The sequence below is a fragment of the Winogradskyella sp. PG-2 genome (genome assembly GCF_000828715.1).
Classification (GTDB): Bacteria; Bacteroidota; Bacteroidia; order Flavobacteriales; family Flavobacteriaceae; genus Winogradskyella.
Genome location: NZ_AP014583.1, coordinates 3,594,516 through 3,610,305 on the forward strand (window position 1 = coordinate 3,594,516; position 15,790 = coordinate 3,610,305).

The 15,790-nt window shown below is 31.6% G+C and carries 16 protein-coding genes and 1 pseudogene; 7 read left to right on the forward strand and 10 right to left on the reverse strand.

Going from position 1 to position 15,790, the window contains the following annotated elements; translation table 11 throughout:
• The first annotated feature begins 81 nt into the window (after positions 1-81).
• Both WPG_RS16155 and WPG_RS18715 read left to right on the forward strand, forming a co-directional pair.
• A complete protein-coding gene (locus WPG_RS16155) occupies positions 82-1,170 on the forward strand; it encodes a T9SS type A sorting domain-containing protein (protein WP_045474589.1) in 1,089 nt (362 codons plus the stop codon).
• A gap of 178 nt (positions 1,171-1,348) precedes the next feature.
• On the forward strand, positions 1,349-1,507 hold the full coding sequence (locus WPG_RS18715; RefSeq protein WP_231850216.1) for a hypothetical protein: 159 nt from the start codon (positions 1,349-1,351) through the stop codon (positions 1,505-1,507).
• Between the two features lie 4 nt (positions 1,508-1,511).
• Here WPG_RS18715 and holA read toward each other — a convergent pair whose 3' ends face one another.
• Positions 1,512-2,516: a DNA polymerase III subunit delta gene (gene holA, locus WPG_RS16165; protein WP_045474592.1), complete on the reverse strand. Its 1,005-nt coding sequence runs from the start codon at positions 2,514-2,516 to the stop codon at positions 1,512-1,514.
• A gap of 48 nt (positions 2,517-2,564) precedes the next feature.
• On the opposite strand from holA, the gene WPG_RS16170 reads away from it, so the two are divergent.
• From WPG_RS16170 to WPG_RS16180, 3 genes are all read left to right on the forward strand, one after another.
• The gene (locus WPG_RS16170) at positions 2,565-3,014 is read left to right on the forward strand and encodes a type I restriction enzyme HsdR N-terminal domain-containing protein (protein WP_045474594.1); all 450 of its coding nucleotides are present in this window, start codon (positions 2,565-2,567) and stop codon (positions 3,012-3,014) included.
• On the forward strand, positions 3,015-4,007 hold the full coding sequence (locus tag WPG_RS16175; protein ID WP_045474596.1) for a glycosyltransferase family 2 protein: 993 nt from the start codon (positions 3,015-3,017) through the stop codon (positions 4,005-4,007). It abuts the gene before it with no gap.
• Positions 4,008-4,111: 104 nt separating this feature from the next.
• Positions 4,112-4,969: a flagellar motor protein MotB gene (locus WPG_RS16180; protein ID WP_045474598.1), complete on the forward strand. Its 858-nt coding sequence runs from the start codon at positions 4,112-4,114 to the stop codon at positions 4,967-4,969.
• Between the two features lie 70 nt (positions 4,970-5,039).
• On the opposite strand, the gene WPG_RS16185 is transcribed toward WPG_RS16180, so the two are convergent.
• From WPG_RS16185 to WPG_RS16205, 5 genes are all read right to left on the reverse strand, one after another.
• Positions 5,040-7,139 carry a VWA domain-containing protein gene (locus WPG_RS16185; RefSeq protein ID WP_045474600.1) on the reverse strand — a complete coding sequence of 700 codons (2,100 nt, stop codon included), beginning with the start codon at positions 7,137-7,139 and terminating at the stop codon, positions 5,040-5,042.
• A 90-nt stretch (positions 7,140-7,229) separates the two neighbouring features.
• Positions 7,230-8,312 (reverse strand): AMP-binding protein, encoded by a 1,083-nt coding sequence (locus WPG_RS16190; protein ID WP_045474602.1) that lies wholly within the window; start codon positions 8,310-8,312, stop codon positions 7,230-7,232.
• Positions 8,312-9,247: a CPBP family intramembrane glutamic endopeptidase gene (locus tag WPG_RS16195; protein ID WP_045474604.1), complete on the reverse strand. Its 936-nt coding sequence runs from the start codon at positions 9,245-9,247 to the stop codon at positions 8,312-8,314. Before WPG_RS16195 ends, WPG_RS16190 begins: the two co-directional genes overlap by 1 nt.
• Positions 9,248-9,249: 2 nt before the next feature.
• A complete protein-coding gene (locus WPG_RS16200; protein WP_045474606.1) occupies positions 9,250-10,287 on the reverse strand; it encodes an o-succinylbenzoate synthase in 1,038 nt (345 codons plus the stop codon).
• Position 10,288: 1 nt separating this feature from the next.
• Positions 10,289-10,978 (reverse strand): DUF2490 domain-containing protein, encoded by a 690-nt coding sequence (locus WPG_RS16205; protein ID WP_171817199.1) that lies wholly within the window; start codon positions 10,976-10,978, stop codon positions 10,289-10,291.
• Positions 10,979-11,205: 227 nt separating this feature from the next.
• Here WPG_RS16205 and WPG_RS16210 point away from each other — a divergent pair.
• Positions 11,206-11,971, forward strand: a pseudogene (locus tag WPG_RS16210) (sterol desaturase family protein).
• The gene (locus WPG_RS16215; protein WP_045474608.1) at positions 11,968-12,759 is read left to right on the forward strand and encodes an SDR family oxidoreductase; all 792 of its coding nucleotides are present in this window, start codon (positions 11,968-11,970) and stop codon (positions 12,757-12,759) included. The pseudogene WPG_RS16210 and the gene WPG_RS16215 overlap by 4 nt, the downstream one beginning before the upstream one ends.
• Before the next feature lie 183 nt (positions 12,760-12,942).
• Here the strand turns inward: WPG_RS16215 and WPG_RS17635 are convergent, their stop codons facing one another.
• The 4 genes from WPG_RS17635 to WPG_RS16230 form a co-directional block, all read right to left on the reverse strand.
• A complete protein-coding gene (locus WPG_RS17635) occupies positions 12,943-13,986 on the reverse strand; it encodes a TlpA family protein disulfide reductase (RefSeq protein ID WP_171817200.1) in 1,044 nt (347 codons plus the stop codon).
• A gap of 154 nt (positions 13,987-14,140) precedes the next feature.
• Positions 14,141-14,278 (reverse strand): hypothetical protein, encoded by a 138-nt coding sequence (locus tag WPG_RS18285; RefSeq protein ID WP_171817137.1) that lies wholly within the window; start codon positions 14,276-14,278, stop codon positions 14,141-14,143.
• Between the two features lie 720 nt (positions 14,279-14,998).
• Positions 14,999-15,265, reverse strand: coding sequence for an META domain-containing protein (locus WPG_RS19030; RefSeq protein ID WP_084221609.1), 267 nt, complete (start codon positions 15,263-15,265; stop codon positions 14,999-15,001).
• Between the two features lie 164 nt (positions 15,266-15,429).
• On the reverse strand, positions 15,430-15,765 hold the full coding sequence (locus tag WPG_RS16230) for a copper resistance protein NlpE (RefSeq protein ID WP_052471308.1): 336 nt from the start codon (positions 15,763-15,765) through the stop codon (positions 15,430-15,432).
• Between the last annotated feature and the right edge of the window lie 25 nt (positions 15,766-15,790).

Genomic DNA, 15,790 nt, shown 5'->3' on the forward strand with positions numbered 1-15,790 from the left:
AAATAAGCGTAGATTTAAATACTTTTTAGTATTCAAATAAATAGAATAACTACATTTATACTTGTTTAAGACCTGTTAACTATGAAGTCTATTTATTATACTTTTATTTTATTGTTTTCATTTATAAGTAGTTCTGCTCAGCAATTGAATTTAGAAACAGCTCTAGATGCTAGTATCAATGAAACTTCTGGTCTACTCTATCTCAACAATACACTGATTACTCATAATGATTCATCTAATGCCAATGAATTATATGATGTAGATACATCGACAGGAGCAGTTACAAGAACTGTTATCGTAAATAATGCTGCAAATGGTGATTGGGAAGATCTTACACATGATGGTACTTATATATACATAGGTGATTTTGGAAATTACGATGCCTCAAGGACAAACCTAAGGGTCTATCGCATATTAATTACTGATTATTTTGCAAATACGAGTGTAACTGCAGATGTTATAAATTTTAGCTATAGTAACCAGACTGATTTTACACCAAGTCCAACAGCTACAAATTTTGATGCTGAAGGACTCATACACTTTAATAACAAACTATATGTCTTTTCTAAAAATTGGCTAAATGGAAATACTGACATTTATGAACTTTCTAAAACGCCAGGAACTTATAGTATTACTAGTATAGATACGATTGCTGCTCAAGGTTTAATATCTGGAGCAACTTATAATGCCTTAGATAACAGTGTTATACTAAGTGGTTATGATTTTAATGGAGCATTTCTTATCCAGTTGAGTGATTTTAGTTCAGGTTTATTTTCAAATGGTTCTGTAATTAAAACAACTGTCTCTGTACCTACAAATTATTCGCCTCAGATTGAAGGCATAACTCCTATTAGTGCAAATGAATATTATGTATCAGCAGAGGAAAATACTCCTGATGCTTCAGGACTTTATAGTTTCAATGTTTCCACATTAAGTCTTAGGTCATCTGATATAAAATCTTTTTCTTTTTATCCTAATCCAGCTAAAGACTATATTACATTAAGTCATAAGGGTTGCATTACAAAAATTTATAGTATTACAGGACGTTTGGTTAAGACCACAAATAAGAAAAGAGTTAATATTTCTGAGTTAACAACTGGAATTTACTTGATAAACATTGAAGTAAATGATAGTGGATTTTCTGTAACAAAACGCTTAATCATCAACTAAATTGAATTACAACAGAAAAATATTTAAACTGATACAAACAACTAGTAATAGTGAAACTTCTGGTGATACGTTTTTTTAATATAAGCAAAATGGTAATATACTTACTTCTCATTATTCAAGAGGAAACATAAAATATGGACACCTTATTGGTATTGTAGATAAAGATGGAACTATAAATATGCGTTACCATCAAGTAAGTTTAGATGGAATTTTAATGACAGGAGTTTGTATTTCAAAACCTGAAATACTTGCTAATGGAAAAATTAGATTGCACGAAAAATGGAAATGGACTTCTGGAGATTATTCTGAAGGTGAATCCATAATTGAAGAGCAATAATACATTAGCCTAAAATCCTTACTAACAATTCTTTAAGCAAGTCACCTTGAGCCACAGCGTTAGATCCTACTCCTTTACTTTTTACATCAAATTCGCGTAATAAACTAATCACTGAACTTACTTTCTTCATAGGATAATTTCGCGCAGCAGTTAGGTATTCATTCACAAAATAAGGGTTAACCCTTAGTGCTGAAGCTACACTTCGTGGATTCTTGTCAGACATCCCATGAAGATGCAATAATTGAGAAAAGAAATTGAACAATAATGACACCGTGACCACCATTGGATTATCCTTTGGATTATCAGCAAAATACTTCGCAATTTTATGTGCTTTTATGACATTCCGTTCACCAACAGCTTTACGTAACTCAAAATTATTATAGTCTTTACTAATACCTATATTTTCTTCAATATGTTCTGGTGTAATCTGAGTGCCTTTTGGTAAAACGATTTTTAATTTATTGAGTTCATTATCTATTTTCCCTAAATCAGTTCCTAAAAATTCAACCAACATTTGAGATGCTTTAGGTGAAATATTATAACTCTGACCAGAAAGTACACGTCTTATCCAATCAGCAACTTGGTTTTCATAAAGCTTCTTACTTTCATATACAACACCAACTTTATTAATTGCTTTATACAAAGCTTTACGCTTATCTATTTTTTTGTATTTGTAATTAACCACCAGAACAGTCGATGGTTGTGGATTTTCAGCATATTTAGCTAACTTTTCAATTGTTCTGCTTAAATCTTGTGCTTCTTTTACTATAACAACTTGGCGTTCTGCCATCATTGGATAACGCTTAGCATTGCTTACAATATCATCAATTGATACATCGCGGCCGTATAATACCATTTGGTTAAATCCCTTTTCAGCTTCTTCTAAAACATTGTCCTCAATAAAATCCGAAATCTTATCAATATAATAAGCCTCCTCACCCATTAAAAAATAGATAGGTTTAATATCGCCTTTCTTTATTGCAGAAACTAATTGTTTTACGTCGTCCAATCTCTTAAATTGTTTGTCTGAGTGACTTTATAGCATTAATTTTGTGTAGTGCAAGAACTCAACTTTCCTAAGTTTGAATACCGATTCAAAAGTACAGAAAATAAAGTTTCTATTTTTGATGTCATTCGGAAAAAATTCATCATTCTTCAACCTGAAGAATGGGTGCGTCAACACTGTATAAACTATTTAATTAATGACAAGAAATTTCCTAAGTCTTTAATCAACGTTGAAAAAGAATTAACTATTAATGGTCTGAAGAAACGTTATGATATTGTTGTTTTTAATCCTGATGGCAGTATTCAGCTCATCGTAGAGTGTAAATCACATAAAGTTAAAATCAACCAAACGACTTTCGATCAAATAGCACGTTACAATTTAGTCTTAAATGCTTCATATTTAATGGTTACTAATGGTTTAAATCATTATTATTGTGAAATGGATATGCTAGCAAAACGTTATACGTTTTTAAAAGACATTCCTAATTACACTTTAGAATAGATGCATAAAACAAAGGATATAGCAGTTGTGATTTTAAACTGGAATGGGCAAAAATTGCTTCAACAGTTTTTACCTTCTGTAATTAAATATTCTGATGATGCAAATATCTATGTTGCAGATAACGCATCAACTGATGACTCTGTTACTTTTATTTCCGAGCATTTTCCGACAGTAAAAATTATTCAAAATACTGAAAACGGTGGTTATGCAAAAGGATATAATGATGCACTTAAAACTGTTGAAGAACCTCTGCTCTGCTTATTGAATAGCGATATTGAAGTAACCGCACATTGGTTACGACCAGTTTTAGACACATTCAATTCTGATGTTGACACTGCTATTATTCAGCCTAAAATTCTCGATTACAAAAACAAATCTCTTTTTGAATATGCTGGCGCAGCTGGTGGATATATAGACAAGTATGGCTATCCATATTGTCGTGGACGCATTTTTAATACCATTGAGGAAGATAAAGCACAATACAATGATACTGAAGTAATTTTTTGGGTTTCTGGTGCTTGTTTTTTTATTAGAAACTCAGTTTTTAAGAATCTCAATGGTTTTGATGAATCTTACTTTGCACACATGGAAGAAATTGATTTGTGTTGGCGTGCGTTTAATACTAATCTCAAAGCAAAATATGTTGGTTTATCTACCGTGTTTCATGTTGGTGGTGCAACATTAAGTAATACCAATCCAAAGAAAACGTATTTAAATTTTAGGAATAGTCTTTTTACATTAGTAAAAAACACAGACTCAAATGTCTTTATTAGAACTATAACCCGAATGTCATTAGATGGTATTGCTGGAATTAGATTTTTATTACAATTAAAACCACAATATTTTTTCGCTATTATAAAAGCACATGGCTCATTTTACATAAATTTAGGTAGAATTTTAAAACAGCGTAGACTATTACCAAAACAATCCAACTACTTTGAATCTAAATCTATTGTTTGGTCCTACTTCATTAAAAAACGAACAAAATTTTAATTGTTTATAAAACTGTTAAAAGATTTGTTAATCGTTGTTGAGTCATGTTTTCTTTTCTATAATTTTGAGTTATTATAATGAAAAATTAAAACTAAGATTCAATTATGAAGAAACTAATGTTATTGAGTGTATGTGGAATGTTCTTGTTATCATCTTGTGTAGCAAAGAAAGAACATGTTGCACTTCAAGAAAAATATGAAAAATCTCAGGATTTACTAAACACAGCAACAGTAAAATTAAATGCATGTCTTTCTGATGCAGCAGCAGCAAATGCAAGAGTCGAAACGATGAAAGATCAATTAGCTGATTTACGTAAATCTAATCAAGACTTAATTGATACTAAAGGTAACTTAACGACATTGACTAAAAAGGGTGCAGAAAATCTTGAAAAATCGTTAGAAAGCTTAAAAGAGAAAGATTTAAAAATATCACGTCTACAAGATGCCCTGACTAAAAAAGATAGTGTGACTCTAGCTGTTGTGACTAGTCTTAAAAAAGCAGTTGGTATAAGCGATCCAGACATAGAGGTTAATGTAGAGAAAGGTGTTGTATTTATTTCTATTGCTGACAAATTACTATTTAAAAGCGGTAGTTATGACGTAACTGATAGAGCAAATGAAATTCTTGGCAAAGTTGCACAAGTTATTAATAGCAAACCTGATTTTGAAGCTATGGTAGAATCACATACAGATAACAAATCATATAGCAAACCACCTTTATTAGATAATTGGGATTTAAGCGTAAAACGTGCAACTTCTGTTGTAAGAGTTTTAGAAAGTTTAGATGTAAATCCACAACAATTAATTGCTGCAGGAAGAAGTTCTTATGTACCATTAGTTGAAAATGATACAGCAGAAAATAGAGCTAAAAATAGACGTACACGTATTGTTGTATTACCAAAGATTGATCAGTTCTACGAAATGATTGAAGAAGAAATGAAAAATTTATCTGCTGAAAATTAATTATAGCGGATTTAGATATAAAAAAAGCCAATGCAAATGCATTGGCTTTTTTGTTTGGTGATAATAAATCCTAATTTAAATTATCATAAGACTTCACAAGTCTAATAAACTCGGCTCTATAACCTTCCTTATCTTCGCTTCTACCATGTTCTGCTAATTCAATGACTTTAGATACAGAAGCTTTATTAAAATATTTAGATTGTCTAAGTTGCATACTGAATAATGCTACTGCTGATACAAAATTCATACTCTTTGATGCTTCAGAAATGTCAGTGCTTTGAATATGAACCATTTCTATACTTTTAGTTCCGTCTGGTTTCTTATATCTAAATTTCACAGTAAATAATTCATCATCATAATTTAAGTTAACTTCAGATTTAGTGTATTTTAAATTGGGGATTTTCTTTAGGTAATCACTTTCTAAACCAGTCGGAATAACTTCATATAAAGCCGTAACTGTATGTCCGCTTCCTAATTCGCCTGCATCCTTTGTGTCATCTACAAAATCTTCGTCAGCTAATAATCTGTTTTCATAACCAATTAAACGAAAGGCTTGTACTTTCTTTGGATTAAACTCTACCTGAATCTTAACATCTTTAGCAATAGTAAAAAGTGTGCCGCCAAATTCTTTTCCAAAGACTTTCTGAGCTTCTTGCATGTTATCAATGTAAGCATGATTACCATTTCCTTTATCTGCTAAGGTTTCTAATTTTGAATCTTTATAGTTTCCATACCCGAAGCCTAAAACGGATAAGAATACTCCAGACTTGCGCTTCTCTTCAATTAAAGTTTGCATTTCACTATCACTAGATGCACCAACATTAAAATCTCCATCAGTAGCTAATATTACTCTGTTATTTCCATTTTTCTTAAAATGCTTTTCTGCAAGTTTATATGCTAATTCAATTCCTGCACCACCTGCTGTAGAACCTCCAGCTTGTAGATTATTTAACGCATCCAAAATCTTTTCTTTATGATCACCAGAGGTTGGTTCTAAAACCACTCCAGCAGCTCCTGCATATACAACAATAGATACTTTATCTTTTGCTCTTAGTTGCTTAACGAGTAATTTAAAAGCTGGCTTTAATAAGTCTAGTTTATTATAAGAACTCATAGAACCTGAAACATCTATTAGAAAAGTTAAGTTAGATGCTGGTAATTCTTCATTTTTATACGTTTTACCTTGAAGTCCAATTCTAACTAACTGCGTTTTATCATGCCAAGGAGTTGTAACCACTTCTGAATTAATAGAAAAAGGATGTTCATCTTTTGGTTGTGGATAATTATAATTAAAATAGTTAACCATTTCTTCAACCTTAACTGCATCTGGTCTTACACGCTCACCATTATTAATCATTCGTCTAACATTACTATAAGATGCTTTATCTACATCAATTGAAAAGGTTGATAATGGTGTTTGACTAGCACGTTTAAATGGATTCTCTACAATTTTTGCATACTCATCATTATTATCAATTTTATGATTACCATTATGAGTTTTAATTAAAATAACACCATTTACTCCACGAGAACCATAAATTGACGTTGCAGCACTATCTTTTAAAACCGTTGTGCTCTTAATTTCATTTGGATTAATCTTACTTAGGTCACCATTGTATGGAACTCCATCGATAACATATAACGGTTGTCTATTACCATTTACTGAACCATAACCTCTAATTCTTACTGTAGACTTAGTTCCTGGCTGACCAGAAGTATTAATAACTGTAACTCCTGCAGCTTTACCCGCTAGAGATTGAGATACATTGGTAAAGCGTTTACTTTTAATTTGCTCTGATCTTACTACACTTGCTGTGCCTGCATAAGCCTTTTTAGTCGTAGTGCCATAACCAACAACTACAACTTCTTCTAAAGTATTATCATCTACTAATAATGCGACATTTATTTCTAGAGCGTTTTTAACTTTTTTGCTTACAGATTTATAACCTATATAGCTAAATACAAGTACATCTTCTGGTTTTGCTTTAATAATATATTTACCATCCATATTAGTTTGAGTACCTCTAGTTGTACCTTTAACAATAACATTTACACCTTGTATAGGTATGGCGTCAAAGTCTGCTGTTACAGTTCCTGAAATGGTTTTTTCTTGTGCACTAATCTTTAGAGCTGTCAGCACAAATAATAAAATGAGTCCTAAATTTTTCATAATGTTTGAGTTATAAGTTTATGTAAACCTAAAAACAAACATCATTTTTTTAAACTTATAATGAGTGAAGTAAGTCTCTGAGTGAGTTAACTATCCAAGAACTGCTTTTATGGTTTTATTACGCTGAATTTTACCGCTTGCAGTTTCAATTAGCTTATCTGCTTTATAAATCTTCTTAGGGATTTCATATTTTGTTAAGCCTTTTAACTGCTTAATTCTGTCTTCTATAACTTCAATAGAGCCTGTTGGATTTTCAACTATTAAGATGAGTTTTTCGCCAAGATCGACATCAGATTCTCCTGCTACTATATAACGTTCATCTATTACAGATTGTAATTTGTCTTCTATTTGCTCAGGAAATAATTTTATTCCACCAGAATTAATAACATTGTCAAAACGTCCTAATAAATTAAAACTAGTTTCAGATTTTAAATCGACAATATCGTTAGTAACTAAAGCTCCTTCTACTAATTTAGGAGCATTAATAATTAAACATTGTCTTTCATCTTGTTCAAAATTTACATTAGCTAACGCGCTAAAATAAGTTTCTCCATTAGTCGTTTTAGATTGTAATGAACGCACAGCAACATGAGTCACAGTTTCCGTCATACCATAAGTTTCATAAAACTTTGACCTACTTACTTTAATCTTTTCTAATAATGGTTTGGTTATTTTTGATCCACCAATGATTATGGTTTTGATATTCTTTGTAGAATCAATTGTGTGCTTTAATTGTAAAGGAATCATAGCACAAAAATCATAGCGCTTATTATAGTCGAAAATCGGATCTGCACTTGGCTCTACAAAATCAATTTCTAGTCCAAGTACTAAGGCACGCACAAACATCATTTTACCAGCTATATAATGACTTGGCAGGCAATGTAACGCTTTATATCCAGGCTTTAATCCAAAAAAATCACCTGTTGCAATAGCAGAATTCACCATAGCCTGTTTAGATAATTTAATTCGTTTTGGTTGGCCTGTAGAACCTGAAGAATTCATATGCAAATAATTCTTCTCGTTTAACCAATCAATTAAAAAATTACCTGTAACTTTTTCATATTGTTCACCTTCTTTAATAAGGCTATAAGCAACCTCTTTTAACTCTTCATGATTAAAATGAAGTCCATTAAACTTAAAGCGATTATGAACTTTATTGAACTTAGGTGTCATTATTCTATTATTTTGTAATCTTCTTTTGGTGGTGCTGTAACTTTTCCGAATAAACGATCTTGCCAATTTTTCCAGTCATATTTTTTTGACAATATTAGTAGCATAATTGGATAAATAATTAGCACAGGGAATATAATTTCAGAAATCATACTCATCGAAGGATCTGCTGTACTTTTAAAAACTGCATCTGTCTGCAAAGCTGTCCAATCTGCTGTGACTAATAAAGATGCTAATAAATTATTACCTAAATGCCATCCCAAAGCAAGTTCTAATCCATCATCCATCAAAGTCATTATACCCAATAACAAGCCTGTACCTATATAGAAAATCATCATTTTCCAGAATCCGATAGCTCCAATTTCTGGATTAGCTGAGTGTGCGATTCCAAATAATACAGAAGTTAATATTAAAGGAAACCATTTATTCTTAACCAAAACACCAACATGTTGCATTAAATACCCTCTAAAAAGGTATTCTTCTAAACCAATTTGCAATGGAAAAAGTAGAATGCTTATCAAAAATAGTATGGCAAATTTACCTGCATTAAATTGAAAAACAATCTCAGAAGAATCCATATAATAACCTATTCCAAAAGCGACTAATGTAAATGTACAAACCATTAAAAATGAGAATAGAATCCTCTTAAAATCTACTTTTGACCGTGCTGTAGTCAACGATAAAATACTACGTTGGTGTATAAATTTCACCAATACAAATAAGAGTCCAAGCAAAAATGCAAACGGTAATAAATTAATGATTAAAAATATACTGGATGGCCAATCCTTAAATAGTTCCATTGCAGCATCTAATTCACCTGGATCAGAAGTTAAATAAACTACAAAATTAGCAAGAAAAATACCAGCAACTAAAATTGTTGTTAGTATAAACATCCATAATTCACGTTGCCCTTTATATGCTTGTTGTATATAATTCATAATTATAAATTAAATTTCCAATTCTTTTTTAAATCGTAGTGCAAAGTACCATTTTTTATAGTTAATGGCGAATCAAAGTTGTTTGTAAATAAACTCCCTGTACCTAATCCTTGGGGCATACTGTTCTTTAGTGTATACGTCCATTGTGCTATGGCATTTAGACCAATATTACTCTCTAATGCACTTGTAATCCACCATTTAATATTTAAATTCTCAGCAAAATCAATCCACTGTTGACTTCCCTTAAAACCACCAACTAAACTAGGTTTTAAAATAATATATTGAGGACTTATGGTTTTGAGTATCTTTTGCTTTTCATTTTCTGAAAAAACACCTATCAATTCTTCATCTAAGGCTATTGGTAATGGTGTGACTTCGCAAAGCTTAGCCATACTTTCAAATTGCTTGGGCATAATTGGCTGTTCTATGGAATGTAATTGATATTCAGAAAGTCGCTTTAGTTTCTCTAAAGCGTTATTTTCTGAAAATGCTCCATTAGCATCAACACGCAATTGTATATCAGAAACTGAGAATTCTTTTCTAATAGATTTTAAAATATCTAATTCTGTTTGAAAATCTATAGCACCAATTTTTAGTTTTATACAATCAAAACCAGCATTAATCTTATCCTTAATCTGTTCTCGCATAAAATCCTCGCTTCCCATCCAAACTAAACCGTTTATAGGAATACTATCAAATCCTTTTGTAAATGCAGAAGGAAACAATTGAAATTTATCAACACTATCTAAGGATTTAAATGCAGCTTCTAGTCCAAACTGAATACTTGGGAACTCCGTAAGTTCATTTAATAGCGTTTCTAAACCTAAATTGATGTTACTACAAGTCCATATCAATTTATCCTCATAATCTGATCTATCATCTATTGATAAACCTCTTAAGATTCCGCATTCTCCAACTCCAGCAATACCATCTCTTTGTAACGTAATAAACCAAGTTTCTTTAATTTTTATGACACCTCGCGATGTGCCACTTGGTCTTTTAAAATTTAAAATGTATCTATGATAGCTTGCTTTTATCATCTTAAATTTTGTGATGCATACTAAACTGTAGCTGTCCTTTTCCCCAACTCACCGTTTTTTGATTCATCCAACCAAACTGAAAGCGGATTTTTGGGTTCAGCACATAACCAAATCCTAAATAGGTTCTATTTCTATCAAATATTTGAACAGTTCTACCATCACCAATATCAGTACCTCCATTTATAAATACCTCATTATATAAAGCGGCATATATTGCTTTTGGTGCTATTTCTTTTTTGTTTAGCGGTACGTTTAAAAATAAGTTGTAACGATAGCGTGTTCTAAATTCTTGATCTTCAACAAAGCGTTGCTCGTAACGGAATCTGTGTGTTACATAAAAACGACTCCCTAATTTTTGTGGAATTAATGCTTCTTGATAAATTCTACTTTCAGCAGATGTGTCATCACTGTCACCAAATTGTCCGGTAGTAACATTTCCATAACCTAATGTAAACTTTACACCAGCATTTTTTGGTGAAAATGTAATTCCCGAACGTAATAATAATTGCTCTTTATCTCCTAAACCTTGCCAATCTCTATATTGAAAATCACCTTGAATTCCCCATTGGCTTTCTTTAAATTGATGATTAAAAAAATACATATACCATGCACCAGTTTGAGATTGATCTATTTGTGAAAAGGCATTATTTAATCCAAAAAATAATAGAAGTCCGAAAAGCTTCAATTTCATAATTATAGTTTTCAATTTTAAAATATAAAAATACGCATCTGCAGATTTTTAACCGAGTATTTATCTAAAAAAAGTATATTTTTAAAGAAAAATAAATGCCAGATTTTCCTAATATAATTTTATATGCCATTCCTTTCTTTGTTTTGGCAATGTTATTAGAGTTATATGTTACTGCAAAGCAGCATATAAAGACTTATGAAACCAAAGATGCTTTTTCATCTATTGCTATGGGATTAGGAAATGTAATACTAGGATTTGCGAGCAAGGCATTGGTCTTGTTTGTATTCTTTTGGGTTTATGACAATTTTAGACTATTCACAATTCCTGTAATTTGGTGGTCTTTTGTATTACTTTTTTTCGCAGACGATTTTGCTTACTATTGGTTTCATCGCATATCGCACGAGTGTCGTTTATTTTGGGCATCTCATGTAGTTCATCATTCATCGCAACACTATAACTTAAGCACAGCGTTAAGACAAACTTGGTCTGGTGGCTTTTACACCTTTATTTTTTTGGTTATGGTTGCCATTATTAGGCTTTCATCCTGCTATGATTTTGTTGCAGATGTCTATTAGTTTATTGTATCAATTTTGGATTCATACTGAAGCCATTAATAAAATGCCAAAATGGTTTGAGGCTATTTTTAATACACCATCTCACCATAGAGTTCATCATGGGAGCAATCCTATATACTTAGATCGAAATCATGCAGGTATTTTAATTATTTGGGATCGATTTTTTGGGACATTTCAACCAGAACTGGGAGATGAAAAAGTGACTTATGGCTTAGTAAAGAATATCGAGACATACAATCCTGTTAAAATTGCATTTATTGAGTGGTGGAGAATGTTTAAAGATACTTTTACTGGTGAAAAATCATTAAAAAATAGAATTCTATATCTAATAAAACCACCCGGTTGGAAACACGATGGTACAGGAAAAATTTCTGATGATTTAAGGAAAGAGTGGCTCAATTCAAAAACAATAAAATGACATTTAATAATAAAGTAGTATGGATTACTGGAGCGTCTAGTGGTATTGGTAAAGCTTTAGCAATAGAGCTTTCTAAACAAAACTGTAAACTCATTTTATCTTCGCGAAGAAAAACTGAGCTATTGGAGGTAAAAAATCAATGCTCGTCTCCAGAACAAGTAAAGGTTCTAACTTTAGACTTAGCAGACTATCTCAATATGAAACCTATTGCAGAAAGTGCTATTGCTTTATTTGGCAAAGTTGATATTCTTATTAATAATGGTGGAATCAGTCAACGCTCTCCTATTATTGAAACATCTATTGAAGTTGATAAAAAATTAATGGAAATTGACTACTTAGGAACGATTGCTTTATCTAAAGCTATCTTACCACATTTTGTTGCTCATTCATCCGGACATTACGTCGTTGTATCAAGTCTTATGGGTAAATTCAGTTCGCATTATAGATCAGCGTATTGCGGAGCAAAGCATGCTTTACATGGCTTTTTTGATGCACTACGTTTAGAGCATGATAAAGACAATATTAAGGTTACTATGATATGTCCAGGTTTTGTAAATACTAATGTAGCTCGTAATGCCTTAACGGCAGATGGTAGTAAACAAGTGCATCAAGATGAAATGACCGAAAATGGATTAGAAGTCAATGCCTTTGTAAAGAAAATGATTAAAGCCATTCGCAAAGAAAAGTTTGAGGCCTATATTGGTAAGTTTGAAAAGTTTGGTGTTTTTGTTAAACGTTTATCACCAAGACTTATTCATAATTTAGTTATGCGAAGTAAAGTACGGTAATATATTGTGTCGCTTAACGTCTCGGCTATGGTTAGTACGGGAATTGAAAGTAGTGAACTTTCGATTAAGCACTTAGCCAAAACTTTTTATTTTGTTTTATCTTTTTTATTCTAAAGCCAAATCAAAAGATTTGGCGGTCTTGGTTAAAAGCTCTTAACATTGGGTTAAGCTCCAAAACCCGTATTAATTATAGCCATTGTTATAAACAGTTGATTCCAGTTTTTTTAATAATTCAGGATTAGATGGTCTTATTTCTTCAGGACTAATAACTCTACCTTCTTTATCTAAAAATATGAATCTAGGTAGAGCACCAATATCATAAAACTTTACAAAATCTGATTTTGCTCCAGAATAAAGTTGTATTCCTTCAATTGAACTTTTAGTAATATACTTCTCCCATTTATCAAATTCTCTATCCGTGCTAATGGAGATAATTTGAAGTTCATCATTATTATTAGAAAAGTGTTCCTCTAGTTGTTTTAGAAAAACATATTCTACTTTACAGGGTTTACACCAAGTAGCCCAAACATCGATGTAAAGGTATTTGCCTTGAAAGTCTTTTAAAGATATATTATTGTTATCAATATCTATGAAAGAAAAGTTGTTCCCTATTGTACTTACTAAAGATTCTTTATACAAGTATTTTGTATTCTTCTGTTTAAGAATATCAGAGAATTCCCTAAATTTCAATTTCACATAAGTCCTTAAGCTATCAACTATGTTTAGTGAAATCCCTTTTTCATTAATTAAGACACCTTTTTCATCAATGAGTATTTCAAGCTCCTCTTGTTCTATTCCATTGCGAACCGTTTCAGATAATTGGTGTTGATGTTTTTTAGAATAGGCTAAGAAATTATTAGCCAAGTTAAAGTTGCCAGAATATTCTTTAGACTCGAAAAGTTTCTTCTCATCTAAAGTTAGAGCTATTTTGCTATTTTTGGAAATTACTAATTCACCCAATTCACCCTGTTTCCCGTCTATAAATGAATAAATTTGATAAAGTTTATTTTCTAGAATATTCATTGTATCTATAACTATATTTGATTCTTTAAATCGAAGAACAGACTTTATCTCCCATGACATATCTTTGTCATAAATAATTAAGCTGTCCAGTAATTGATGATTAGTGACATTAACTTCGATTACAGAAAAAGGATCTTTTCTTTCTTCTTTGCAACCCAAAATTAAAGTAGATACCAGAAATATAATTATAGATGGCTTTATCATTTTATTTAACATTGTTTATAACGTGTTTGTGTATGGCTGGCAACGATTTTCGGTTCGAGTGAGTTACACAAAATTTAAATAATTTAAAGATAAATAAATTTTAGTGTATTCAGAGGTATGTGCTATACAAGTTTTTGTAAAACGTTTTTTTAATTCAATTTTCTTTTAAGATATAGCGTGTAATAAAAGTACCATTTCCGTCATTTTTACCTGCATCACTTTCTACAGCACTTGTTACGAATACCAAATCCCAACCTTCAGAAATCATTGTAGTTAATTTTAATTTTCTCATTTAATTTATTTTTATGTTATTGTAGATATCCGTATCAAATGTTTTATAACGCTGCGCTATGTGCAGTTGTCTATTTTTTTGTGAAGATAATTAAAAAATCGTGTTGATGCTTGGCAATATTCATCTTAAGTTATGAATTTTAATTGGCAATTATCAACTTTAAGCTAGCTTGCGCAGCAAGGGTTTGCTTTGATTTTTGATTTATTGGGAACAAAAAAAGAGCAACCAATTGCATTTAGCGATCTGATATGTTGAGTAAATGCGCCGAAGCGGGTAATCTAGCTGATAGTTATATCATGTATATTATAATGCAATTGGTATAGCGCAGCGATGATGTCGAACTGCTTTTGGATATCGAGTCTGCGCAGCAGCATAGACAAAAGTGCGCCGCAGGCGTATTCGACATCATCGTTCCGGCTATGAAGCGCAGGAACGGTTTGGTTGGTTAGGCCTATGCTTTATAGCCATTGTTGTAACCAGTTATTTTATTCATGAGCATAAATATTAATTGATTCACTATCTTCCTTTTGAAACAATAAATAGGTGCAATAAATACTAACGATAAGCTTTGTTAATATACTAAAATAACTAAAGTATTGTATTAGAGATTCTGTAATAGGTACATTGGGTGTACTTAACCTCACATAAAGACGTATAAAGAAAAAAGCCCACCCAATGATTACCAAAAAAACAATTAAGAACTTTCGCATAAGTCGTCCTTTATTCCTTTAATTTAAATTTAGCCAGTGTCGCCATACAGTTTTTATTGATATTGAGCATACCATCCAGTAGAGAATAATTATTTCCGGATTCTATAACTCCAATAAACTTTGTAGAGCGTTCCATATACTTACAGGCCATAAGTGTATTTGCAAAAGGGCCTGATTTGTAACTATTACCATTCATCAAGTCATATCCTCCTGAAAATAGATTGCAACCATTATGTCCAGGAAGTGTTCCTTTGTCACTATTAAAAGTTAACTGAATCGTTTATCACTATCTGCTTGCTCTATGGCTTCACCCATTAATTCTATCAATACCCATGTTTTATTTTCTAAATTAGAATTGGCTGTGTTTTTCATAAGTTTATAATTTTCGGCTAATTCACCTGTTATTCTATGACCTTCTTTGTCTAAATAGAACAATACATTTTAACCAACCTGATAGGACTGTGTATATCCATCAGCAGAAGAGAGTTTGATTTTACCACCTTCGGGATTCCAAGTATACGTTCCAGAATCAGTCATTGGTACTTCCGACTTACCTAAATACTCTAGTGAGCGTGAAAATTCACCGCTCTTAAATAATGAGATTTTTGTTTTTATACCTTCGCAATCGGCATAGGGTACAACACCTTGGTAAATACCATACCAATCTAAAGAGTTCTTATTATTATCCGCTGTAGCTGGGCTAATTGCAGTTTTAGATTCTGTTTTTTCTTCGGTACTGTTTTCTATTTTGGGAGCATTCCTTTGTCTTTTCGCCACATGGTACTATTAATAATGCGCTCAA